The 22,843-nt window shown below is 62.4% G+C and carries 22 protein-coding genes; 14 read left to right on the top strand and 8 right to left on the bottom strand.

The features are described 5' to 3' along the window. Positions 1-124: 124 nt before the first annotated feature. Positions 125-1,519, bottom strand: a complete 1,395-nt coding sequence (gene argH / locus AC0R79_RS29460; RefSeq protein WP_375744440.1) for an argininosuccinate lyase — start codon at positions 1,517-1,519, stop codon at positions 125-127. 474 nt (positions 1,520-1,993) lie between these two features. Here argH and AC0R79_RS29455 point away from each other — a divergent pair, with 474 nt between their 5' ends. From AC0R79_RS29455 to AC0R79_RS29425, 7 genes are all read left to right on the top strand, one after another. Further along, on the top strand, positions 1,994-2,740 hold the full coding sequence (locus tag AC0R79_RS29455; RefSeq protein WP_007951875.1) for a LytR/AlgR family response regulator transcription factor: 747 nt from the start codon (positions 1,994-1,996) through the stop codon (positions 2,738-2,740). 138 nt (positions 2,741-2,878) lie between these two features. After that, positions 2,879-3,820, top strand: a complete 942-nt coding sequence (gene hemC / locus AC0R79_RS29450; protein WP_007951874.1) for a hydroxymethylbilane synthase — start codon at positions 2,879-2,881, stop codon at positions 3,818-3,820. After that, positions 3,817-4,584, top strand: coding sequence for a uroporphyrinogen-III synthase (locus AC0R79_RS29445; RefSeq protein ID WP_474732643.1), 768 nt, complete (start codon positions 3,817-3,819; stop codon positions 4,582-4,584). Before hemC ends, AC0R79_RS29445 begins: the two co-directional genes overlap by 4 nt. Positions 4,585-4,600: 16 nt before the next feature. Further along, on the top strand, positions 4,601-5,743 hold the full coding sequence (locus tag AC0R79_RS29440; protein WP_007951869.1) for a uroporphyrinogen-III C-methyltransferase: 1,143 nt from the start codon (positions 4,601-4,603) through the stop codon (positions 5,741-5,743). Beyond that, positions 5,740-6,978, top strand: a complete 1,239-nt coding sequence (locus AC0R79_RS29435; protein WP_474732640.1) for a heme biosynthesis HemY N-terminal domain-containing protein — start codon at positions 5,740-5,742, stop codon at positions 6,976-6,978. The genes AC0R79_RS29440 and AC0R79_RS29435 overlap by 4 nt, the downstream gene beginning before the upstream one ends. 219 nt (positions 6,979-7,197) lie before the next feature. Then, on the top strand, positions 7,198-7,749 hold the full coding sequence (locus AC0R79_RS29430; RefSeq protein WP_127800580.1) for a disulfide bond formation protein B: 552 nt from the start codon (positions 7,198-7,200) through the stop codon (positions 7,747-7,749). Positions 7,750-7,934: 185 nt separating this feature from the next. Beyond that, positions 7,935-8,393, top strand: a complete 459-nt coding sequence (locus AC0R79_RS29425; protein ID WP_007951863.1) for an Rsd/AlgQ family anti-sigma factor — start codon at positions 7,935-7,937, stop codon at positions 8,391-8,393. A 60-nt stretch (positions 8,394-8,453) separates the two neighbouring features. On the opposite strand, the gene AC0R79_RS29420 is transcribed toward AC0R79_RS29425, so the two are convergent. Beyond that, positions 8,454-9,119, bottom strand: coding sequence for an FKBP-type peptidyl-prolyl cis-trans isomerase (locus tag AC0R79_RS29420; RefSeq protein ID WP_007951860.1), 666 nt, complete (start codon positions 9,117-9,119; stop codon positions 8,454-8,456). Positions 9,120-9,311: 192 nt separating this feature from the next. Between AC0R79_RS29420 and AC0R79_RS29415 the strand changes: the two genes are divergently transcribed. Continuing rightward, positions 9,312-10,481 (top strand): AlgP family protein, encoded by a 1,170-nt coding sequence (locus tag AC0R79_RS29415; protein WP_474732637.1) that lies wholly within the window; start codon positions 9,312-9,314, stop codon positions 10,479-10,481. Here the strand turns inward: AC0R79_RS29415 and AC0R79_RS29410 are convergent. Continuing rightward, complete coding sequence (locus AC0R79_RS29410; protein WP_127800574.1) at positions 10,478-10,939, bottom strand: TIGR02444 family protein; 462 nt, start codon at positions 10,937-10,939, stop codon at positions 10,478-10,480. The two genes, AC0R79_RS29415 and AC0R79_RS29410, sit on opposite strands and share 4 nt — an antisense overlap. A gap of 50 nt (positions 10,940-10,989) precedes the next feature. Between AC0R79_RS29410 and AC0R79_RS29405 the strand changes: the two genes are divergently transcribed. The 3 genes from AC0R79_RS29405 to AC0R79_RS29395 all read left to right on the top strand — a co-directional run bounded on the left by AC0R79_RS29405 (position 10,990) and on the right by AC0R79_RS29395 (position 14,228). Beyond that, on the top strand, positions 10,990-12,900 hold the full coding sequence (locus AC0R79_RS29405; protein WP_007951855.1) for an ATP-binding cassette domain-containing protein: 1,911 nt from the start codon (positions 10,990-10,992) through the stop codon (positions 12,898-12,900). Further along, a complete protein-coding gene (locus AC0R79_RS29400; RefSeq protein ID WP_007951853.1) occupies positions 12,900-13,481 on the top strand; it encodes a mechanosensitive ion channel family protein in 582 nt (193 codons plus the stop codon). Before AC0R79_RS29405 ends, AC0R79_RS29400 begins: the two co-directional genes overlap by 1 nt. Before the next feature lie 114 nt (positions 13,482-13,595). Next, a complete protein-coding gene (locus AC0R79_RS29395) occupies positions 13,596-14,228 on the top strand; it encodes a LysE family transporter (RefSeq protein WP_007951851.1) in 633 nt (210 codons plus the stop codon). Positions 14,229-14,288: 60 nt separating this feature from the next. On the opposite strand, the gene AC0R79_RS29390 is transcribed toward AC0R79_RS29395, so the two are convergent. From AC0R79_RS29390 to AC0R79_RS29370, 5 genes are all read right to left on the bottom strand, one after another. Then, positions 14,289-15,032: a penicillin-binding protein activator LpoB gene (locus tag AC0R79_RS29390; protein WP_115079625.1), complete on the bottom strand. Its 744-nt coding sequence runs from the start codon at positions 15,030-15,032 to the stop codon at positions 14,289-14,291. 3 nt (positions 15,033-15,035) lie between these two features. Beyond that, positions 15,036-15,623 carry a penicillin-binding protein activator LpoB gene (gene lpoB / locus AC0R79_RS29385; RefSeq protein ID WP_007951848.1) on the bottom strand — a complete coding sequence of 196 codons (588 nt, stop codon included), beginning with the start codon at positions 15,621-15,623 and terminating at the stop codon, positions 15,036-15,038. Positions 15,624-15,659: 36 nt separating this feature from the next. Beyond that, positions 15,660-16,034 carry a YcfL family putative periplasmic lipoprotein gene (locus AC0R79_RS29380; RefSeq protein ID WP_064379914.1) on the bottom strand — a complete coding sequence of 125 codons (375 nt, stop codon included), beginning with the start codon at positions 16,032-16,034 and terminating at the stop codon, positions 15,660-15,662. 15 nt (positions 16,035-16,049) lie between these two features. Next, the gene (locus AC0R79_RS29375; RefSeq protein WP_474732634.1) at positions 16,050-17,444 is read right to left on the bottom strand and encodes a COG3014 family protein; all 1,395 of its coding nucleotides are present in this window, start codon (positions 17,442-17,444) and stop codon (positions 16,050-16,052) included. A gap of 202 nt (positions 17,445-17,646) precedes the next feature. Next, positions 17,647-19,020 (bottom strand): COG3014 family protein, encoded by a 1,374-nt coding sequence (locus AC0R79_RS29370; RefSeq protein WP_474732632.1) that lies wholly within the window; start codon positions 19,018-19,020, stop codon positions 17,647-17,649. A 201-nt stretch (positions 19,021-19,221) separates the two neighbouring features. Here AC0R79_RS29370 and AC0R79_RS29365 point away from each other — a divergent pair, with 201 nt between their 5' ends. From AC0R79_RS29365 to AC0R79_RS29355, 3 genes are all read left to right on the top strand, one after another. Continuing rightward, positions 19,222-19,941: a cysteine hydrolase family protein gene (locus tag AC0R79_RS29365; RefSeq protein ID WP_474732630.1), complete on the top strand. Its 720-nt coding sequence runs from the start codon at positions 19,222-19,224 to the stop codon at positions 19,939-19,941. An 8-nt stretch (positions 19,942-19,949) separates the two neighbouring features. Further along, the gene (locus tag AC0R79_RS29360; RefSeq protein ID WP_474732628.1) at positions 19,950-20,849 is read left to right on the top strand and encodes a LysR family transcriptional regulator; all 900 of its coding nucleotides are present in this window, start codon (positions 19,950-19,952) and stop codon (positions 20,847-20,849) included. A gap of 86 nt (positions 20,850-20,935) precedes the next feature. Then, positions 20,936-22,831: an FTR1 family protein gene (locus tag AC0R79_RS29355; RefSeq protein WP_474732626.1), complete on the top strand. Its 1,896-nt coding sequence runs from the start codon at positions 20,936-20,938 to the stop codon at positions 22,829-22,831. Positions 22,832-22,843: the final 12 nt, after the last annotated feature.

The raw sequence follows: 22,843 nt of genomic DNA, 5'->3' as shown, positions 1-22,843 counted from the left end.
TTTGGTGCTTTCGAGATAGCTTTCGCGAGCAAGCCCGCTCCCACACTTGATCTCGATGGACACCAATTTCGGTGTTTGCAGCAGATCGAATGTGGGAGCGGGCTTGCACGCGAAGCTTTGGCTTTTAGCGGCTGGCGATCAGCGCCTGACCGCGAACCACGGCAGCCTTGACCTGCGCCGGCGCAGTACCGCCGATGTGGTCACGGGCATTTACCGAGCCTTCCAGGGTCAGCACGGCAAACACGTCCTGCTCGATCTGGTCGCTGAACTGGCGCAGTTCTTCCAGACTCATTTCCGCCAGATCCTTGCCGGTGTCGACGCCGTACTTCACGGCATGACCGACGATCTCGTGGCAATCACGGAACGGCAGGCCACGGCGTACCAGGTAGTCGGCCAGGTCAGTGGCAGTGGAGAAGCCGCGCAGCGCCGCTTCACGCATGATCGCGTGCTTAGGCTTGATCGCCGGGATCATGTCGGCAAAGGCGCGCAACGAGTCGCGCAGGGTGTCGGCGGCGTCGAACAGCGGTTCCTTGTCTTCCTGGTTGTCCTTGTTGTAGGCCAGCGGCTGGCCTTTCATCAGGGTCAGCAGGCCCATCAGGGCGCCGAACACACGACCGGTCTTGCCACGTACCAGCTCCGGCACGTCCGGGTTTTTCTTTTGCGGCATGATCGAGCTGCCGGTGCAGAAACGGTCCGGCAGGTCGATGAACTGGAACTGCGCGCTGGTCCACAGCACCAGCTCTTCGGAGAAGCGCGACAGGTGCATCATCGCGATGCTGGCGGCCGAGCAGAATTCGATGGCGAAGTCGCGGTCGGACACGTTGTCCAGCGAGTTGCCGCCGACGGCGTCGAAGCCCAGCAGTTGCGCGGTGTATTCGCGGTCGATCGGGTAAGTGGTGCCGGCCAGCGCGGCGCTGCCCAGCGGCATGCGGTTGGTGCGCTTGCGGCAGTCGACCAGACGCTCGTAGTCGCGGCTGAGCATTTCGAACCAGGCCAGCATGTGGTGCCCGAAGGTCACTGGCTGAGCGGTCTGCAGGTGGGTGAAGCCCGGCATGATGCTGGCGGCTTCACGCTCGGCCTGCTCCAGCAGGCCTTTTTGCAGGCGGGTGATTTCGTTCAGGATCAGGTCGATCTCGTCACGCAGCCAAAGGCGAATGTCGGTGGCGACCTGGTCGTTGCGGCTGCGGCCGGTGTGCAGCTTCTTGCCGGTGACGCCGATGCGGTCGGTCAGGCGTGCTTCGATGTTCATGTGCACGTCTTCGAGGTCGACGCGCCAGTCGAACTGGCCGGCCTCGATTTCGCCCTGGATGGTCTTCAGGCCATCGATGATGCTGTCGCGCTCGGCATCCGTCAGCACGCCGACCTTGGCCAGCATGGTGGCGTGGGCGATCGAGCCCATGATGTCGTGGCGATACAGGCGCTGGTCGAAAGTGACGGAGGCGGTGAAGCGGGCGACGAAGGCGTCGACGGGTTCACTGAAGCGGCCGCCCCAGGACTGATTGGTCTTGTCAGTGCTCATGAATTCGCTCGTATCGGCTTGAAGAAAGAAGGCGTGAAACGCTGGCGCGGATAATAACAGGGTTGCCAATCCTGTCGCTGACACTGGTCGATACGTTTTTTTCTCATGGCCTGATCCATAGTCGCCGGTGTCGCCGGGAGATTTGCGCAAGGATATTTTCCGATTGAGCAATATCGGCCCGACGAGCGTCTACAGTAGGACATAGGGGTCGACGTGGCGGCGGATCGCGCAAAGGTCCGGCCACCGACTATAAGAAGAGAGAGGGGTGGGTGTATTGGCCATTGGCATACCCTGCGTAAAACGCAGTCGGCGGCGGGCGTCAGGCGGTACGTTGCAGGTGTCGGCAAATATTGCCGGCCGACGTACGGCACTTTTTGGCGCTCGCGCTAGTCTTAGCGTGGATCGCGGTGACGGACGTCACTCCACTTGTCTACGCTATCCTTGTGCGAGACTCACGCAGGAATCCAGCGCAATATGAATGTCCTGATCGTTGATGACGAACCACTGGCCCGCGAGCGACTCAGCCGAATGGTGAGCGAGCTCGAGGGCTACACAGTCCTGGAGCCCAGCGCCACCAATGGCGAAGAGGCGTTGGCGCTGATCGACAGCCACAAGCCGGATATCGTGCTGCTCGATATCCGCATGCCGGGCCTCGATGGCCTGCAGGTGGCTGCCCGTCTGTGCGAACGCGAAACCCCGCCAGCCGTGGTGTTTTGCGCAGGTCCCGATGAATTTGCCGTGGAAGCCCTGCAGGCCAGCGCCGTGGGCTATGTGGTGAAACCCGTGCGAACCGAACATCTGCATGACGCCCTGAAACGGGCTGAACGTCCCAACCGGGCCCAGCTCTCGGCCCTGACCCGCCCTGCCGCCGAAAGCGGCAACGGCCCGCGCAGCCACATCAGCGCCCGCACCCGCAAAGGCATCGAATTGATCCCGCTGGATCAGGTGGTGTACTTCATTGCCGACCACAAATACGTGACCTTGCGCCACGAGGGTGGCGAAGTCCTTCTGGATGAGCCGCTCAAGGCGCTGGAAGACGAATTCGGCGAGCGCTTCGTGCGGATCCACCGCAACGCGCTGGTCGCCCGCGACCGCATCGAGCGACTGCAACGTACACCGCTGGGCCACTTCCAGTTGTTCCTCAAGGGGCTCAACGGTGACGCGCTGATCGTCAGCCGCCGGCATGTGGCGGGTGTGCGCAAAATGATGCAGGGGCTTTAGTCTGCCGGCTCCGGGCGGTTCTTCGTTCTTTTCACCAGGCATCGCAGGCCAGGGAGGCCACGCCGTTTCTGATTCAGGTCAAAGTGGATTTGGCTGAGCTGTTATTATCCGCCGTATCTATTCAGTACGGATTGATCCATGTCCTCTCGCGAAATCCGCATCGCCACCCGCAAAAGTGCTCTGGCCCTCTGGCAGGCCGAATACGTCAAAGCCCGTCTGGAAGCAGCCCACCCGGGCCTGCTGGTGACGCTGGTGCCCATGGTCAGTCGCGGCGACAAGCTGCTTGATTCGCCCCTGTCGAAAATCGGCGGCAAGGGTCTGTTCGTCAAGGAACTGGAAACCGCGCTGCTGGAAAACGAAGCCGACATCGCCGTGCATTCGATGAAAGACGTGCCGATGGATTTCCCTGAAGGCCTCGGTCTGTTCTGCATCTGCGAGCGCGAAGATCCGCGTGACGCGTTTGTCTCCAATACGTATTCCAGCCTCGATGCGTTGCCAGCCGGCAGCATCGTCGGCACCTCCAGCCTGCGTCGCCAGGCGCAGTTGCTGACGCGCCGTCCGGATCTCGAGATCCGTTTCCTGCGCGGTAACGTCAACACCCGTCTGGCCAAGCTCGACGCCGGCGAGTACGACGCGATCATCCTCGCGGCAGCCGGCTTGATCCGCCTCGGTTTCGAAGACCGCATCACCTCGGCCATCAGCGTCGACGACAGCCTGCCGGCCGGTGGCCAGGGCGCAGTCGGTATCGAATGCCGCAGCGCAGACACTGAAATCCATGCCTTGCTCGCGCCCCTGCATCACGCCGACACCGCTGACCGTGTCACCGCCGAGCGTGCCCTGAACAAACATCTGAATGGCGGCTGCCAGGTGCCGATCGCCTGCTACGCCGTGCTCGAAGGCGATCAGTTGTGGCTCCGCGGTCTGGTGGGCGAACCGAGTGGCGGCAAGCTGCTCAGCGCGCAAGCCCGTGCGCCGCGTGCGGCAGCCGAGACGCTGGGCGTGCAGGTGGCCGAAGACCTGCTGAGCCAGGGCGCCGACGATATTCTCAAGGCAGTCTACGGCGAGGCAGGTCACGAGTGACCGCCTGGCGCCTGCTGCTGACGCGCCCGACGGAGGACTGTTCGGCGCTCGCCGCCGTGCTGGCCGAACAAGGGTTTTTCAGCAGCTGTCTGCCGCTTTTGGAAATCGCGCCACTGCCGGTCTCTGACACAATGCGCCGCACGATCACGCAACTTCCGCGTTACAGCGCGGTGATCGTGGTCAGCAAACCGGCGGCGCGGATCGCGGTGGATCTGCTCGACTCTTTGGGTCTGGCGACTCCGACGATGCCGTGGTTCAGCGTGGGTGCAGCGACCGCCGCTATCCTTCGGGATCGGGGGCTGGATGTGAGCTTCCCGGACGCGGGCGACGACAGCGAAGCCTTGCTGCAATTGCCGCGTCTGCTGGCGGCGGTGGCCGTGCCCGGCTCGCAGGTGTTGATCCTGCGCGGGGAGGGCGGACGCGAGCTGCTGGCCGAGCGCCTGCGCGCGCTTGGTGCTAGTGTCGAATGCTTGGAGTTGTACCGTCGCGACCTGCCGGACTATCCGCCGCAGGAGCTGCCCCGCAGGATTGCAGCGGAACGCCTGAACGGGCTGGTGGTCAGCAGTGGACAGGGTTTCGAGCACCTGCGCCAACTGGCCGGCGACAGCTGGCCTGCACTTGCGCAGTTGCCGTTGTTTGTTCCAAGCCCAAGGGTTGCCGAGCAGGCCAGTGCCGCCGGGGCCCGAACAGTTGTGGATTGTCGCGGCGCCAGTGCCGCGGCCTTGCTGACGGCGTTACGGGAGCATCCCGTGCCCGTTCTCTAATGCAAAGGATGGATACGTGAGCGAAACAGCCTTGCCTAAAGATGACGTTCAACCTGTGATCGATGCACCGGTTGATGCACCGCCACCGGCCGCGGAACCGCGCCGAGGCAACGGATTGGCCATTCTCGCGCTGCTGCTCGGCGCCGCCGGTGTTGCGGTGGGTGGCTGGGGTGTGTGGCAGGTGCGACACCTGCAGACCAGCACTCAGAATCAGTTGAGCCAGGTTCAGGCGTTGAGCGATCAGGCCCAGACCCTGAAACTCAACGAGCAACGACTGACCGAACGCCTCGGGCAATTGCCCGGCGCCGATGAACTTGCCGATCGCCAGCGTCTGGTGTCGCAACTTCAGGGCGATCAGCAGCGCCTCAATCAACGTCTGGAAACCGTCCTCGGCGCCAGCCGCAAGGACTGGCGTCTGGCCGAGGCCGAGCACTTGCTGCGTCTGGCCAGCCTGCGTCTTTCCGCCCTCCAGGACATCAGCAGCGCTCAGGCGCTGGTGCAGGGTGCCGACGAAATCCTGCGCGAGCAGAATGATCCCGGCTCGTTCGCCGCCCGCGAGCAAGTGGCGAAAACCCTGGTAGCGCTGCGCAGTACCGCGCAGCCGGATCGCACCGGACTGTTCCTGCGACTGGGCGCCTTGCGTGATCAGGTCGTCGGCCTCACCGAGCTGGCGCCGGAGTACAAGGATCGCGGTGATTCGCTGCTGGGTCTGACCTCCGATGGCGACGGCGCCAGTCGCTGGGCGCAGTGGTGGGATCAGATCTCGCGCTACATCCGCATCGATTTCAACGCTGACAAAAACGTCCGGCCGCTACTCGCCGGCCAGAGCCTGAGCCAGGTGCGTCTGGCCCTGAGCCTTGCGCTCGAACAGGCGCAATGGGCCGCGCTCAACGGTCAGGCGCCGGTGTACACCCAGGCCTTGGCGGAGGCGCGTGACGTACTTACAGGCAACTTCAATCCGGACAACCCGCAGAGCAAAATCATGCTCGAGCAGGTCGCGGAATTGAGCAAGCAGCCGGTTACGGTCAACACGCCGGATCTTGCCGGAACCTTGAGCGCGGTGCAGGCGTATCTGGAGCGCCGCAACGTCAACGCCGAAGACTCGGTGAAACCCTTCGCCAAACCGGCCGCCAGCACCGCGCAGGAGGCGACACCATGAAGCGCCTGTATGTGATCGTGTTTCTGGTGATCGCGGCAACGGCGGCGCTGGGCCTGGCGATTGCCGAGCATTCCGGATACGTGCTGGTCGCCTACAAAAGCTTTCGTTATGAATCGAGCCTGTGGGCGACCCTGGCGGTGGTGGCGGTGCTGTGGCTGCTGGTCTGGGGCATCAAGGCGTTGGTCGAACTGTTGCTGACCTCGGGCGGCGTGGTCAATCCATGGTCCCGTCGCAACCGCAGCCGTCGCGTGCAAGTGGCAATCGAGCACGGTCAGCTCGACCTGGCCGAAGGCCGCTGGGCCAGTGCCCAGCGTCACCTTTACCGGGCCGCCGAGGCCGAGCGTCAACCGTTGCTGTATTACCTGGGCGCCGCCCGCGCCGCCAACGAACAGGGTAACTACGAGGAAAGCGATCGCCTGCTTGAGCGTGCCCTCGAGCGTCAGCCGCAGGCCGAGTTGGCGATCGCCCTCAGCCATGCGCAGTTGCAGACCGATCGTGGCGATACCGATGGCGCGCTGGTCACCTTGCAGGCGATGCACGAACGCCATCCGCACAATGCCCAGACCTTGCGCCAGTTGCAGCGACTGCATCAGCAGCGCGGTGACTGGTCCTCCGTGATCCGGCTGTTGCCGGAGCTGCGCAAAGACAAAGTCCTGCCTCCGGCCGAACTGTCCGAGCTTGAGCGTCGTGCCTGGGGGGAAAACCTGTCTCTGGCAGCCCAGCGTGAAGAGGATGGCGCAGTCGGTTTGCAGTCGCTCAACCGCGCCTGGCAGCAACTGACGTCTGCCCAACGCCAGGAGCCTGCGCTGGTGCTGGCCTACGCCGAGCAACTGCGTCAGCTGGGCGCTCAGGTTGAAGCGGAAGAAGTGCTGCGCACGGCGCTAAAACGTAAGTACGACAGCCATCTGGCGCGTCTTTACGGTCTGGTACGCGGCAGCGATCCGGCGCGTCAGTTGCAGACGGCCGAAGGTTGGCTCAAGGATCATCCGGGCGATGCCAGCCTGCTGCTGACGCTGGGACGTTTGTGCCTGCAAGCCAGTCTGTGGGGCAAAGCGCGGGATTATCTGGAAAGCAGCCTGAGAGTGCAGCGCAATCCGGAAGCGTGCGCCGAGTTGGCGCGCCTGCTGGCCCGGTTGGGTGACACCGAGCGCAGCAATCTGCTGTTCCAGGAGGGGCTCGGTATGCTGGATGAACGCCTTTTGGCTGCGCCTTTGCCCGTAGCCGTTCGAGCGTGATCAGAAAGGGGGAGCGTGCTCCTCCTTTTCTTTCCGGTGACTGAATAGTTACCGGCAAATCCTCTCCCGAGCAAAGTCCTACAGAGGGTTACACCGAATCCTTCGGTGCCTGTCGGGATTTCCCTACACTTCTGCTGAAGTGTCGCCAGTGACCTGCCTTGAAAGCCCGAGGCCCTTTCCTCTACCGTAACTGCCTGTCTTTATTGTTACGGATAAGCCATGTCGTTGGCCTGCTCACGCTCCCTGTTCTTTATGGCTTTCACTGCGGGGATTCTGGCCCTGGGAGCTTCTTATTACCTCGAATACGCGGTCGGTCTGGTGCCTTGCAGCCTGTGTCTGGTCCAGCGTCTGTTCATGAGCGTGCTCACCGCTTTTTGTGGTGTGGCGGCGGTTCATGGGCCGCAACGTGTCGGTCTGTCGCTGTATTGGACGATGGCGTTGCTGACCAGCCTTGGCGGAATGACGGCGGCGTGGCGGCAAGTGCTGCTGCAAAGTGATTCTCTGCAAAGGCTGGCGCATTGCGGGCCCGGACCGGAAGAAATGTTCAGCAGCCTGCCGTGGTTATGCGCCCTGATGCGTATGTTCAATGACACGGCCGATTGCGCGGAATTGTCCTGGACACTGTTCGACCTGAGCATTCCGGAGTGGAGTCTGCTGTTTTTTGTGGGGATGTCGATCCTGGCTGTTTACCAGTTGCTGCGGCAGGTCTGGATGGCTTTGCAGCAACCGCTCAGCGGCCAACCGTCGCACCCGGTGCTGGTCAGGGATTAAACACTTGTATGAACTTTCTCTCCTGCGTACCTTGAAGCCATAGGCGTGCGGGCATAATCTGGCCCGCACGTGTCATTGGAATTGTGTTGCTCGATGACGCTCTGCCTGGCCGCCTCTCAAAGCAATATTCACAAGAAGGGGCGCGGGTGTAGAGCAGCATGACCCACAAGGGAAGAGAGATCGCCATGCTCGAAAGTTGTCAGAATGCTCAGGAACGTTGGGGTGGAGTTCATCTGCTGATCGACCGCTGGCTGCAGGAGCGTGAGGAATTGATCGCTGCCTATGACAAGCTGGGCGCCAAACCTCAGGCGCTGTCCGAGGATCGAAAGCCCTTGCAGGAATTCTGCGGCGTGCTGGTCGATTACGTCTCGGCCGGGCACTTCGAGATCTACGAACAGCTGACGGGCGAGGCCAAGGCCTTCAACGACAAGCGCGGCCTGGAACTGGCCGAGACGATCTATCCGCGGATCGATGTCATCACTGAAAAACTGCTCGCGTTCAACGACCTTTGCGATGAAGGCAAATGCGTTGCGGAGAAATTCAAGGAGCTGGGCGGCCTGCTCCACGAGCGCTTCGAACTGGAAGACTGCCTGATCGAAGTGCTGCACACCGCACACAAGGAAGAGGATTCGGTTCAGGCCTGAATCGAACCTCGCAAGACACATAAACGGTGCGCCCCAAGCGCACCGTTTTTTATTGGGCGATCAACTGGTCGCGCCGCGCAATTCCACTTCGAACACCAGCGGTGTGAACGGCGCGATCAAGTCGCCGGCACCGTCGGCGCCGTACGCTTGATCCGATGGAATCACCAGACGCCACTTCGCGCCCACCGGCATGTTCTGCAACGCGGTGCGCCAACCGGCGATCACGCTGTCGAGATTGAACCACTGCGGCTGGCTGTTCTGATCGAACACGGTGCCATCCGGCAGTCGGCCGATATACAGCACCTGCACTTTTCCATCCGGGCCGGCCTTCGTGCCGTTCCCCGGCGCGAGCTCGGTCAGCAGGATGCCGTCGGCCAACTCCTTCACACCCGGTTTGGCTTTTTCGGCGGTGAGAAAACGTCGCTCGTTTTCCATCGCCGCTTCAGTCGAAGGCATCGCCGCCTGCTCGGCTGTCTGCGATTCGTGATCGGCGAGGATCTGCTCGATGCGTGCTTCGCTCAATGCCAGCGGCTTGCCTTGATAGGCCTGTTGCAGACCTTCGATCAACGCCTGGATCTGGAGCTGCGGCACTTCCTGACGCAGCCGTTCACCGAGGCTGGCGCCGAGGCTGTAAGCCAGATCATGGGCATCGTTCGCGGTGGTTTTTTCGTCGGCCTGAGCCACGGAAAAAATCATGCAGAGGGATAAAAAAAGGTAGCGCGACATGGGCACTCTCCGTCCTGAATTGCGGTGGATTATGCCAGCGCGAACGTCTGCAACGGTGAACTGCTTTTGCCAATGCGCAGAAGTTTTTCGCAAGCCTGCAACCGAGTGCTTTCGATACTGTCAACATGCCCTAGCGGCGGTAGCAGCAGAGGTCTAGTATGAGCCGCACTCACGTCAGCCAGGAGGTAAACCATGTCGGCCACCAAGAAGCCTGTAAACACTCCGTTGCATTTACTCCAACAACTCTCGGGCAGCCTGCTCGAGCATCTGGAAAACGCTTGCTCCCAAGCCTTGGCTGATGCTGAAAAACTGCTCGCCAAACTGGAAAAGCAACGCGGCAAGGCGCAAGAAAAACTGCACAAATCCCGCACCAAATTGCAGGACGCAGCAGCAGCCGGTAAAGCCAAGGCGCAGACCAAGGCCAAGGCTGCCGTGAAGGAACTCGAAGACCTGCTCGATGCGCTGAAGGATCGTCAGTCCGATACCCGCAGCTACATTCTGCAACTCAAGCGCGATGCCCAGGAAAGCCTGAAACTGGCCCAGGGTGTCGGTCGTGTTCAAGAGGCTGTCGGCAAGGCGTTGTCCCTGCGTTCGGCTAAACCTGCAGCGGCGCCTGCGAAAAAAGCGGCCGCCAAACCTGCTGCAAAAGCACCGGCCAAATCGCCTGCCAAAGCGCCAGTGAAAGCCGCTGCAAAACCAGCCGCGAAGAAACCCGCAGCCGCCAGCGCTGCCAAACCTGCGGCTAAAACCACAGCGGCCAAACCGGCTGCCGCCAAACCGGCTGCTGCAAAACCAGCCGCCAAACCTGCGGCGAAAACCGCTGCTGCGAAAGCGGCTCCGGCAAGAACTGCCGCTGCAAAACCAGCTGCCAAGCCAGCCACCAAAGTGGCCGCTAAACCGGCAGCAAAACCAGCCGTTAAAGCCGCCGCTAAACCGGCCGCCAAAACTGCTGCTGCCAAACCTGCAGCCAAAGCGGTGGCGAAACCAGCGGCCAAGCCTGCGGTAAAAGCTGCGGCCAAGCCTGCTGCAAAACCAGCGGCCAAACCGGCTGCCGCCGCGAAGCCTGCAACGACCGCCGCCAAGCCAGCGGCCGCTGCCAAACCGGCCGCCAAGCCAGCAGCGAAACCTGCTGCAAAACCAGCAGTGAAAAAACCTGCCGCTGCCAAGCCGGCTGCCGCCAAGCCAGCAGCAAAACCAGCTGCAGCAAAACCTGCCACTGCGCCTGCTGCCAAACCTGCAGCGCCGGCAACTCCGGCTCCGACCGCAGCACCGGCATCCGCCGCCACTACCTCGACCACCACAACCACGCCATCCCCGGCGCCGGTATCGAGCGTCGCCAGCAACCCGTCCAGCGCTTCCTAAGCGCCGGTCGCCGCGACGCGCAGCACTTGCAGCGCGTCGCGGTTCAGGTTGGCCGCAGGGCCGGCCAGCACTTCCAGCCAGTCACTCGATTCCTTCGAATTACGCTTCCAGCCTTGCGCGGCGCCTTCCAGTCGTGACAGCAGCGCACGCTCCGCCTCCAGCTCCAATCCCTTTATCTGCTCGCGCATACCCTTGAGTACCGGATCGGTGTCGGCCAGGGTTTTCCACTGCATGCGCAATGCGCGTAACGGCTGCACCACTTCCCGGTCCCAGGGCTCTGTCAGTTCCAGAAGCTGTCGCGCACGCACCTCGTCACAAGTCGCATCGCGTTGTTCCAGCCATAAACCGCACAGCATCAGGCACACGCTGGCCCCCGCCGATTGCAGGCGCAGGCAGGCATCCTCCACGCCGGGACGGGCGTAGACGGCAAGGGCAAAGCTCCACAGGTCAGAGGACATCGTGCTACTCGCGCCAGTTGCGGGGGAAGCTGGTAGACTCCGCCGCCATTATGATCCGACTTCAGAACCTGACTTTACAGCGTGGCCCGCAACGTCTGCTAGAAGACGCCGAGCTGACCCTGCACGCCGGCCACAAAGCCGGCCTCATCGGTGCCAACGGCGCCGGCAAATCCAGCCTGTTCGCCTTGCTCCGCGGTGAGCTGCACCCGGACTCGGGCGACTGCCTGCTGCCGGCCGACTGGCGTATCGCCCACATGCGCCAGGAGGTCGACACGCTCGAGCGTCTGGCGGTCGACTATGTGCTGGACGGCGACCTGCGCCTGCGCGAAGTGCAGCGTGAGCTCGCGGCAGCCGAAGAGGCCCACGACGGCACCGCGCTGGCCCGCCTGCATGCCGAACTCGACAGCGCCGACGGCTACACCGCCGATGCGCGGGCGCGCAAGCTGCTCGCCGGCCTCGGTTTCACCAACGAGCAGATGGATCGTCAGGTAGGAGATTTCTCCGGTGGCTGGCGGATGCGTCTGAACCTTGCGCAAGCTTTGATGTGCCCATCAGACCTGCTGCTGCTCGACGAACCGACCAACCACCTGGATCTCGACGCCATCATCTGGCTCGAAGAGTGGCTGAAAAGTTACCCCGGCACCTTGCTGCTGATTTCCCACGACCGGGATTTCCTCGATGAAGTGGTCGATCACGTGGCTCACGTCGATCAGCGCAAGCTGACGCTCTACCGTGGCGGCTATACCGCGTTCGAGCGCGCCCGTGCCGAGCGTCTGGCCCAGCAGCAACAGGCCTACGAGAAGCAGCAGGCGCAGCGTGCGCACATGGAAAGCTACATCGCCCGGTTCAAGGCCCAGGCCACCAAGGCCCGTCAGGCCCAGAGCCGGATCAAGGCGCTGGAGCGCATGGAAGAACTGTCGGCGGCCCACGTCGATTCGCCGTTCGACTTCGTGTTCCGCGAGTCGACCAAGATCTCCAGCCCGCTGATCGATCTGTCCGATGCGCGTCTGGGTTATGGCGAGAAAACCGTGCTGGAGAAGGTCAAGCTGCAACTGACCCCCGGCGCGCGGATCGGTCTGCTCGGCCCGAATGGCGCGGGTAAATCGACCCTGATCAAAAACCTTGCCGGTGAACTCGAACCACTGGCCGGGCGCCTGACTCGTGGTGAAAACACCGTGGTCGGTTACTTCGCCCAGCATCAGCTCGATTCGCTGGATTCCAAGGCCAGTCCGTTGCTGCACTTGCAGCGTCTGGCACCGACCGAGCGCGAGCAGACCCTGCGCGATTTCCTCGGTGGTTTCGACTTCCGTGGTGCGCGGATCGATGAGCCGGTGCTGAATTTCTCTGGCGGCGAAAAGGCCCGTTTGGCCCTGGCGTTGATCGCCTGGGAACGGCCGAACCTGTTGCTGCTCGACGAACCGACCAACCACCTCGACCTGGAAATGCGCCTGGCGCTGACCATGGCGTTGCAGGAATTCAGCGGTGCGGTGCTGGTGGTTTCCCACGATCGGCACCTGCTCAAGAGCACCACTGACAACTTCTTCCTGGTCGCGGACGGCAAGGTCGAGGAGTTCGATGGCGACCTCGAAGACTACGCCCGTTGGTTGGTCGAGTATCGTCAGCGCAATGCCCCGGTCAGCAACACACCGGTCAATCCGGACAAGACCGACAAGAAGGCTCAGCGCCAGGCTGCCGCTGCGTTGCGTCAGCAACTGGCGCCGCACAAGCGCGAGGCCGACAAGCTCGAAGCCGAGCTCGGCAAGCTGCACGAGAAGCTGGCGAAGGTCGATGCCAGCCTTGGCGACAGCGACATCTACGAGCCGGCGCGCAAGAACGAATTGCGTGACCTGCTGGCCGAACAGGCCAAGCTGAAAGTCCGCGAAGGCGAACTTGAAGAAGCGTGGATGGAAGCCCTGGAAACGCTGGAAAGCATGCAGGCGGAGCTGGAGGCGTTGTCCTGATGGACGCCTTCAAACTTCCATTGCCAGCGATGTGGGTCGAGCCGATCTGGCTCGGCGTGCAGATTCTGCTGATCCTGCTCGCCGGCTACTTCGCCCAGCGCGTCGTCGCCCGGTTCCTGACCCGCCTGGGCGAGAAGTATCCGTTTCCGCCGCAGTTGCTGATGCCGCTGCGTGGCGGTCTGCGCTGGCTAATCATGGGCAGTGCGCTGATCTTCGTGCTGGAACGCCTCGGGGTCTCGGCCACAGTGCTCTGGACCGCGTTGTCGGGCTTCGTCGCGGTGGCGGCGGTGGCGTTCTTCGCCATGTGGAGCGTGCTGTCGAACCTGCTCTGCGCAATCTTGATCTTCACCGTCGGACCGTTCCGTCTTGGCGACGTGGTCGAACTGGTCGACACCACCGACAAACCCGGCGTCAAAGGCCGTGTGGTGGCGATCAATCTGCTCTACACCACGTTGATCGAGGCTGAAGAACTCGGCACCGGCAGCGCCATGGTGCAAGTGCCCAACAGCCTGTTCTTCCAGCGCTCGGTGCGACGCTGGCGCGGCACGGATATCTTCCCTTCCAGCGGTTTCGAAAAGTGATCGGACGCCGGCCACGGTGGTCGGCGGTCGCAACATCCTGCAAAAAATCGGTAGTCATCCAGCCAAATCCGCATTAGCTTTGAGGATTGTCACGAGTCCGAGTCGAGGTGTGCGATGGAGCTTCAAACATGGCTGGCGTTTTTTGCCGCCTGCTGGGTGATCAGTCTTTCTCCGGGTGCTGGCGCCATTGCGTCGATGTCCAGCGGCCTGCAATACGGTTTCTGGCGCGGCTACTGGAATGCCCTGGGCCTGCAGATCGGCCTGGCTGTGCAGATTGCCATTGTCGGCGCCGGTGTCGGCGCGATCCTCACCGCTTCGGCCACTGCGTTCCATGCGATCAAATGGTTCGGTGTCGCCTACCTGGTTTATCTCGCGATCAAACAATGGCGCGCACTGCCGATGGACATGAGCGACGACGCGGCCGTTCGCCCGATCGGCAAGCCGCTGGCCCTGGTGTTCCGTGGTTTTCTGGTGAACATCAGCAACCCCAAGGCGCTGGTGTTCATGCTGGCGGTGCTGCCGCAGTTCATCAATCCGCATGCGCCGCTGCTGATCCAGTACGTGGTGATTGGCGTGACCATGATCGCGGTCGACCTGATCGTCATGGCTGGCTACACCGGTCTGGCGTCGAAGGTGCTGCGCTTGTTGCGTACACCGACCCAGCAGAAACGCATGAACCGCACGTTTGCCGGGCTGTTCATTGGCGCGGCGGCGTTCATGGCGACGTTGCGCAAAGCCGCCGCATAAAGCGTGCAGCCACAAAAAAGGCGACCTTCTCAGGTCGCCTTTTTCGTTTCCGGCTGTTGATCAGCGCAGAATCACCGGCGCCGTATCACGCGGCAGATTGTTGCGCTGCTGCGGTTCGCGCGGCTGCTCGTAACCGCCACCGCCAAGCTGCATGCTCAGTTGTCCGGCCACGTCTTCGCCCAGCGCCTTCGAGACGTCACGCACCACCCGCGGGCGGTTGAGCGAGATCTTGATGTCGCGGTGGTTCACCAGTTTGGTGTCCTGCGCCTCACCCATCGCCGTGAAGGCCGAGGTGATCTCGAAGGTCTTGGTGTTGATCAGGCTGAAATCCGCCACCAACGTCAGGCCCAGCACGGCGGAATAGCTGTCGGTGTTCGCCAGCTCGTTCACGTCCTGGGTGAAGTCGATGTCCGACACGGTGCCGAACAGCACGTAGTCGGCACCCTTGAAGTTGCCGGCCTTGATCCGCTTGATCACGTCGTAGACGTCACCCTTGGACGACGCCGTGTACGGCGTGCCCTGCACCAGCTGGAACATGCCGGTACGCAGGATTTCACCCTTGATGTCGCCGGTGAACTTACGCAGCTCGGTCTGTTCGATGTAGCTGGTGGTGGCTTCGAGCTCGTTATAGCTCGAAGACCCACTGGCGCTGTAATAACCCTCGCGGTAATTGCTCTGGGCCGAAACGATGTGGATGTATTGCTCCACACGCTCCTGGTACGCCAGATCCGTCACCGCGACTTTCGGGGCCGCTTGCACGCTGAACGCGCAAGCCAGGGCCATCATGCCAATCCATGTGCGCATCGATTAACGCTCCGTGGTTTTGCGGATCTCTTTCTCGTCCATCCACTCGGCCAGACCGCTTTCAACGTCGATCAGTTGCAGGCTGAATTTGTAGAAGACGTCCTTGTAGTCGCTGCTGCGCTTGACGATCGAGCTGATCGAACCTTCAAGACGGTATTTGGCGGCGATCATGTTGCCGGTCTTGGCCACGGTGCTCTTCTTGTACAGGCCGCTCTGATTTTGCAGCTTGAGCTGGTCGACCTGGCTCTGCATCGCGGTGTTGTCGCTGGCGAAACGGGCGGTGCCGGACTTCATCAGCTGGGTCTTGATGCTGGTGGTGATTTCGCGGGTGTCGATGTATTCGCTGGTCTTGTTCTTCACGTCGTAGACCTGCACCACAGGGCGACCCTGCAGGATGCCGGACTGGGCCAGGGAACGGGTCATCGACTCGGCGATCATCTGCAGGTCGGTCGAACCGAACTCGTTGGTCACGGTTTCAACGGCCTTGGTGTCGCCGTAGCTGATGTTCTTGCTGCCCAGGGTCGGCGAAGTGTTGGCGCAACCGGAGGCCAGCAGGGCGAGGACGGCGATGAAGGAAAAGCGTGCAAACATGGGAATGCTCTCTGAATCGGGAATAGGGTGTCGGGCTTAAGGCGTCTTGAGTTCCAGACGGAAATCCACGGCTTTCGGCGTCGGGGCGATGCCCTGGATGAAGCTGGTCTGGGCGCCGTACATCATCTGGCTCTTCCAGACTTCTTCTTCGGCGATCGGGAAACCTTCCGCGCCGAGCCAGGCGAAGCGGTAGTAGAACGTCTTGTTGCTGTTGAGGGTGTTGCTCAACTGCACGTTGACGGTCATGAAGCCGTTTTCGCGGGCCACGCGCATCGCGCCGACCACGATGTGTTTCTGCGGGCCCATGGCCACGACCTTGCTCGCGGCGCTGCCCGGCTCCGGTGGTGGCGGGGTGGCGCAACCGCTCGCCAAAAGGGCGAGGGCGGCGACGGCGATGAGTTTGAAGCGCATGCAAAGACTCCGTTCTTAAGGTTGTTTGAGGCTGGCCACGGCGGTGGCGCCAGCGCTCGGGGTGACGTGGGCGGCGAGGCCTGCGGCGAATACCTGATTGCCGACGGCGCGCAGGGTGATCACCTGGTAACGCTGATCGACGGTGACCTTGACCAGCGAGCCACCGACCGCGCTCGGCAGAGTGACTTGGTGCTCGCCTTTCTTCAAGCGCAGACGTACCACTTGTGTGGTGTCCGGCAGGGTACGCCACGTACGGGTATCGGCACCTTCGAGCACAGCTGAAGAAATACCGACCGCCAGGCCCGCCAGCGGGTTGGTTTCGTTGATCTTCTTCTGCGCCACACCTTTGGTGATCGCACGCACGGTGGTGCGCAGGATGATCCCCGGCATGTCATCGCGCAGGGCGCGGCGGGACATGGCGGTGGTGCTGTTCAGTGCGGTCAGGTCGACCTGTTGGCCATCGACACCGATCTGCGCGAATGTCGCGGTGGAGGTGTCAGGTTTGATGATCGGGAACGACAGCGGAGTGATTACTACGTTGTTGGAGATCGGCAGCGGCAGTGGCACGCGGATCGAATCGCGGGCCGGCGCCAGACCGCTTTGCACCACGATCAGGATGTCGCTGTCGTCGCTCTTGACCGGCTTGTCGAGGTTGACCAGCGCCTGCTCCAGCAGGGGAGTGTTCGGGCGCAGTTCGGCCGCCTTGCGATAGCCCGGCGCAGCGAGGTCTTTCTCGCCCAGGGCTTCATAGACGAAACCGGCCAGGTAATGGCTGAACGCACTCTGGTAGCTGTTTTTCAGGCCGACCACTTCCGGGGCGTCGAGGCTGGCGACCGGGTAGCCCTGCAAGTCCTTGTATTCGGTCTTGATGCCTTCTTTCTCGGCTTCCTCTTCGCTCTTGAGGTATTCCTTGTCGCGCAGGTCGGCGATCACCGCTTCACGTTCGTGAGTCTTCTTGATCGCGGTGCGGGCGCCGTCGAAATCGTTGACCGCCAGCAGGTTCAGAGCCATCTGCGTGGTCAGCATGACTTTTTCGTAGTCGTAGCCTTCGTAGCGGCGGACCTTGTCGTTGACCAGGAAACTGCCGAACTGGGCCAGGTACTTGTCGGTGTCGAGCTTGACCGAGTCTTCCCACTTGCCCACCACCTGGTCGGCGCTGGTCCAGGCATTCTGGCTGCCGGACAGGTCGCCCTTGGCGCGCAGCAGTTCACCCTTCTCAAAGTAATAGAGCAGGTCCTTGTCCGGGCCGGTGTTGTTTTTTTCCAGCAGGGTCAGGGCGGCGTCGACGTTGCCGGTGGCCAGTTGCTGGTTGGTCTGGGCCAGTTCGGAATCGTAGTTGCGAAACGCCGAACAGCCGGACAGCAGGGTGACAGCGCTGAGCGCGATCAGAGTGGGAGCGCGGAATGCCATGGGTTACTTCTTCCATGAGTAGCGACAGCCTCGGGTGCGGGTCGGGCTGCTGGGACCGATCGACAGTGGCGCTGGCCTCCTGCCAATTCCTCATAAAAAGAGGAGCTTTAATGCCGCAACGCGATAGCGCGGGCGCGGCATTATAAGCGGGCGATGCTGGCTATGTAATAGCTTTTTAATTGCACCGGTTAGTTAGGTGCCATTACTTGTCGGGCAGTCTGGCGTTGCCGATGACGTTGGCGATATCTCTCAGAACTCGCAGGTTGACCAGCTGGTGATCGCGGTCGATGCGCAGGGTGACCGATGACGCTCCGGGTGCATTGGGCGCATTGAATCGATGATCGCCTTTCTTCAGTCGAATGCGTGCCACCAGTGTCTTGTCGGGGAGCGTGCGCCACGTTCGGGTGTCGGCCTCCTCAAAGGGGTCGTGCTCGGTGACGACCAGCGAGGCCTTGGCCGGATTGCGTTCGTTTTCCTGGGCCTGGGAAATGGCGGCCATGTTGGCGCGGAACATCGCCCGGGAAATGATCGCCGGCATGTCATCGCGCAACGTACGAAACGCCATGTCGGTGACGCTGTTGATCACGGTCAGCGGGTGTTTGCGGCCATCCACCATGATGTGATCGAACGCCGGTGTGAGGGTGTCCGGCACCAGGATGGGAAACGAGATCGGCGCGATAATGACCAGGTTTTCATTGAGTCGCACCGGGATCGGCACCGTTACCGAGCTGCGGGCCGGCGCCAGACCGCTCTGGACGACGATCAGAACATCGCTTTCATCATCCTTGGCCGGCGGTTTGTCGAGATTGCGCAACGCCTGTTCGAGGAAGGGGATATTCGGGCGCAACTCGATTGCCTGGCGATAACCCGGCGCAGCCAGGCCGCGTTCGCCCAACGCCTCGTAGGTGAAGCCGGCCAGGTAATGGCTGAAAGCACTCTGGTAGCCGTTCTTCAATTCAATGACGGCCGGCGCATCGAGGGTAGTGACCGGATAGCCTTGCAGGTCCTTGTAATGAACGGCGATACCCTGAGCCTTGGCCTGCTCTTCGAGTTCTTCGTACTGGCGCTCCCGCTGCCGGGCGATCAATGCTTCACGTTCGTGGGTCTTCTTGATGTCTGCCCGGGCGCCGTCGAAATCACTTTCGCCCAATTGGTTGAGGGCCATCTGTGTGGTCAACATGACTTTTTCGTAGTCGTAGCCTTCGTAGCGGCTGAGCTTGTCGTTGACCAGCAGGGTGCCCATTTCATAGGCGAATTGGTTGAGCAGCTTCATGGGGGCGGAAGGCACGGCTTCTTCGCGCTGGAACACCATCCGGTCGGCGCTGCGCCAGGCTTTCTGGCTCTGCGGGCGTGCGTTGGCGAAGCTGAGAATCGAACCCTTCTCGAAGTAGTAGAGCAGGTCCTTGTCTTCCCACGGGTTGTTCCACTCCAGCACATCCAGGGCACCCTGATAGTCGCCGAGCATCAACCGGTCGTTGGTCTGCTGCATTTCCAGATCGTAATTGCGGTAGGCGGCGCACCCGCTCAGTTGCAGAAACGTGCTGAACAACAGGCAAAGCAGCAAGCAGTGGCGCATGGAGGCAAGTTCTTCCTTGAGCGAAGAGGCGCTGGGGTCGGGGCATTATAGGGTTGGGTGCTGGCCATGTGCTGCGCTGTTTTGGCAGGACCAGATTGGTGCGCTAAGTGCACAGATCATGTTCGGGAACCGCCGTTGTTGGCGATCAGTTGCCTTCCTAGACTGAGCGCCAACCCCAAGCACCTGTACAGGAATCGCACCATGACCCTGACTCAAACACCGCGCCTCGCATCTCTCTTCAAAACCTTTTTCGCCGGTCTCGGACTGGCGGCCGCCAGCAGCGCGATGGCCAGCACGGCCGCCGATTCGTCCGCCCACCCAACCTTGCGCGCCCTGTCCGGCGCGGCGCCGATCGAGCGCCTTGATCCGAAGACCACCGCTCTGGTGGTGATCGATTTCCAGAACGAGTACTTCAGCGGACGCCTGCCGATTCCCGACGGCATCGCGGCCATGAACAAGGCCCGTGAGCTGATCCGCTTTGCCGATCAGGCGAAGATGCCGGTGTTCCAGGTCCAGCACGTCGCGCCCGCCGGTTCGCCGGTGTTCGCGCAGGGCGGCGAGACCGTGAAGTTTCATCCGCTGATGCAGCCGAGGGCGCAGGATCGTGTGCTGCAAAAGACCACGGTCAGCGTGTTCGCCAGCACCGACCTCGATCGGCAGCTCAAGCAGGCCGGCATCAAGACCGTGATTTTCGCCGGGCTGATGACCCACGCCTGCGTTGCCGGCGGCGCCCGGGACGCTGCGCCGTTGGGCTATCAGGTCGTGGTAGCATCCGACGCTTCGGCGACCCGGGCGATCACCCGCGTCAACGGCGACACCGTCGACAAGGACAGCCTGCACCGCGCGGCGCTGGCCGAAATCGAAGACACCTTCGGTGACGTCATGACCACCCAGCAGATCGTTCGCCTGCCACTCGACTGAGGGCTTCGATGAATCAGCTGTTGGCCATGCGCGCGTTCCGTTGCATCGTCGAGTGTCGCGGCTTCACTGCCGCCGCCGAGCGGCTCGACACCACGCATTCGACGATCTCCCGCCAGCTCCAGCAACTGGAGGCGGAGCTCGGCACGCGCCTGATCAACCGCAACACCCGGCGCTTCAGCCTGACCACGGCGGGGCAGCAGTATTACGCTGCGTGCGTGGACATTCTCGATCGCCTCGATCAGGCCGCGCTGGCGGTCGGGCAGGCCCGTGAAACCCCCAGTGGACTGTTGCGCATCAGCGCGCCGGTGGTGATCGGCACGCTGGAGCTGGCCAGCTGGCTGCCGGCGTTTCAGCAACGCTATCCCGAGGTTGAGGTCGATCTGTCCTGCGATGACCGTTTTGTCGACCTGATCGCCGAAGGCTTCGACGTCGCGCTGCGCATCTGCGGGCCACTGGCGGATTCATCCCTGGTGGCGCGTCTGCTGACGGTGTCCGAGCTGGTGCTGGTGGCATCGCCGACCTACGTCGCGCGACACGGTCTGGTGCGCCAGGTCAGTGAGCTGGCCGACCATCAATTGCTCGCGTTCGCCGGCGGTGGCGACTGGTCGCTGACCGATGCGCGCGGGCTGACGACAGCATTGCGCGCTCAAGGGCGGTTCAAGGCGGACTCGATCAGCTCGCTGCATGCGGCGGCACTGGCCGGTGTCGGAATTGCCGCGTTCACCCGGGCCACGGTGCAGAACGATCTGTTGCATGGCCGGCTGGTGCAGATCCTGCCCAACTACAGCCTCGGCCAGCGGCATTACTACGCGCTCTATCCCCATGCCCGGCATGTGGCGCTGAAAGTGCAGGTGTTCGTCGAATTCATGGCCGAACACTACCGCAAGGCGAGTGCACCCTTGCGCTAAAACCCGTCGGGCCGCCAAGAAAGCTTGAGGGAAACGCGCTCGACGTGAACAATATGTAACTTCGCATTTCCACTTGAGACTCATTCATGACTGCCGCGTCCCGATTTCTGGCCTGGCTGGTGTTCCCGTTGTGCGCCCTGAGCAGCTTCAATCTGCTGGCCGACACCGTGGAAGGCGCGCCGCAAGCGCTGCACCTGCTCGATTACATCAGCGCCGATTACCCGCCAACGGTAGCGGCAGGCAAAGTCATCGACGACGGCGAGTACCGCGAGCAGCTGGAATTCACCCAGGTGCTGCAAGGGCTGATCAGCGGCCTGCCGGCCAAACCGGAGAAAGCGGCTCTGGAGCAAGGCGTGACTGCCTTGCACGCCGCGATCACGGCGAAACAGGACGGCGCGGACGTCGCCCGTCAGGCCCGGCAACTGGGGGCGAAACTGGCGGTGGCTTATGAAGTCAGCCAGGCCCCGATCATCACGCCTGACCCGACCCGTGGTGCGCCGCTGTACGCGCAAAACTGCTCGGTGTGCCACGGCGACACGGGTGCCGGCGATGGCCCGGCGGGTCTCGGCATGACGCCGGCGCCGGCCAATCTGCGCGACGCTGCGCGGATGGATCACCTGAGCCTGTACGCGATCTACAGCACTCTCGGTCAAGGCGTCGAAGGCACTGACATGCCAGCCTTCGCCGATCAGCTGGATGACCGTCAGCGCTGGGATCTGGCGACCTACATCGCGCAGTTCAGCGCCGATCCGGCCACGGCCAAATCCGACAAGACCTACAACATCGCCGACCTGGCCCGCCAGACCCCGGCCGAAGTGCAGGCTGCCGAAGGCCCTGAAGCCGCCGCGATCTTCCGTGTCCAGCGAGCGCAGCCGCCGCAGGTCAAGCGCGGCCCGGCGCAGTTGCTCGACTACACCGCCGCGACTCTGGACAAGAGCCTGGCGGCGTACCGCGCCGGTGAGCACGATCAGGCCTATGACCTGTCGGTGGCGGCGTATCTGGAAGGCTTCGAACTGGTCGAAAGCTCGCTGGACAACGTCGACGCCAACGTGCGCAAGGACACCGAAAAATCCCTGATGGCTTATCGGCAATCGCTGCAGGATGGTTTGCCGGTCGAGCAGGCCGAACAGCGTCTGGACGCGGCCAAAGCCAAACTCAAGGAATCCGCCGGCCTGCTGGGCAGCGATGGTCTGAGCTGGTCGCTGAGCTACATCTCCGGTCTGCTGATCCTGTTGCGCGAAGGTCTGGAAGCGATTCTGGTGCTGGCGGCGATCCTCGCGTTCCTGCGCAACACCGGCCAGCAATCGGCGGTGCGCAGCGTCAACGTCGGCTGGGGGCTGGCGCTGCTGGCCGGCCTCGGGACGTGGGCACTGGCGGCGTATGTGATCGATGTCAGCGGTTCCCAGCGTGAACTGCTCGAAGGCGCCACGGCGCTGTTCGCCAGCGTCATGGTGTTGTGGCTCGGCGTGTGGATGCACGACCGTCGGCACGCGGCGGCCTGGCAGGATTACATCAAGCAGAGCCTGGTGGGCGGAGGCGGGCGTTTCGGGTTTGCGATCCTGGCGTTCTTCTCGGTGTACCGCGAGCTGTTCGAAGTGATCCTGTTCTACGAAACCCTGTGGCTGCAGGCCGGCCCCGCCGGGCATAACGCGGTACTCGCCGGCGGCGCGACGGCGCTGGTGCTGCTGTTCGGTCTGGCGTGGGTGATTCTTCGCGGCTCGGCGAAACTGCCGCTGACGCTGTTCTTCAGCATCAACGCAGCGCTGCTGTGCGCGTTGTCGGTGGTGTTCGCCGGCCACGGCGTGAAGGCGTTGCAGGAAGCCGGGATCTTCGGCACCCGGCCGGTGGCGTTCTTCGATTTCGACTGGCTGGGGATTCACGCCGACGCCTATTCGCTGACGGCGCAGGCTGTGGCGATTGCGGCGATTATCGTGCTGTATGGTCGTAGCTGGGTGGCTGAAAAGCGCCGAGTGGCTGCTTAAACAGCATTCGCT

Source organism: Pseudomonas sp. HD57-3 (genome assembly GCF_056113135.1).
This window is presented reverse-complemented; position numbering and strand designations above follow the sequence as displayed.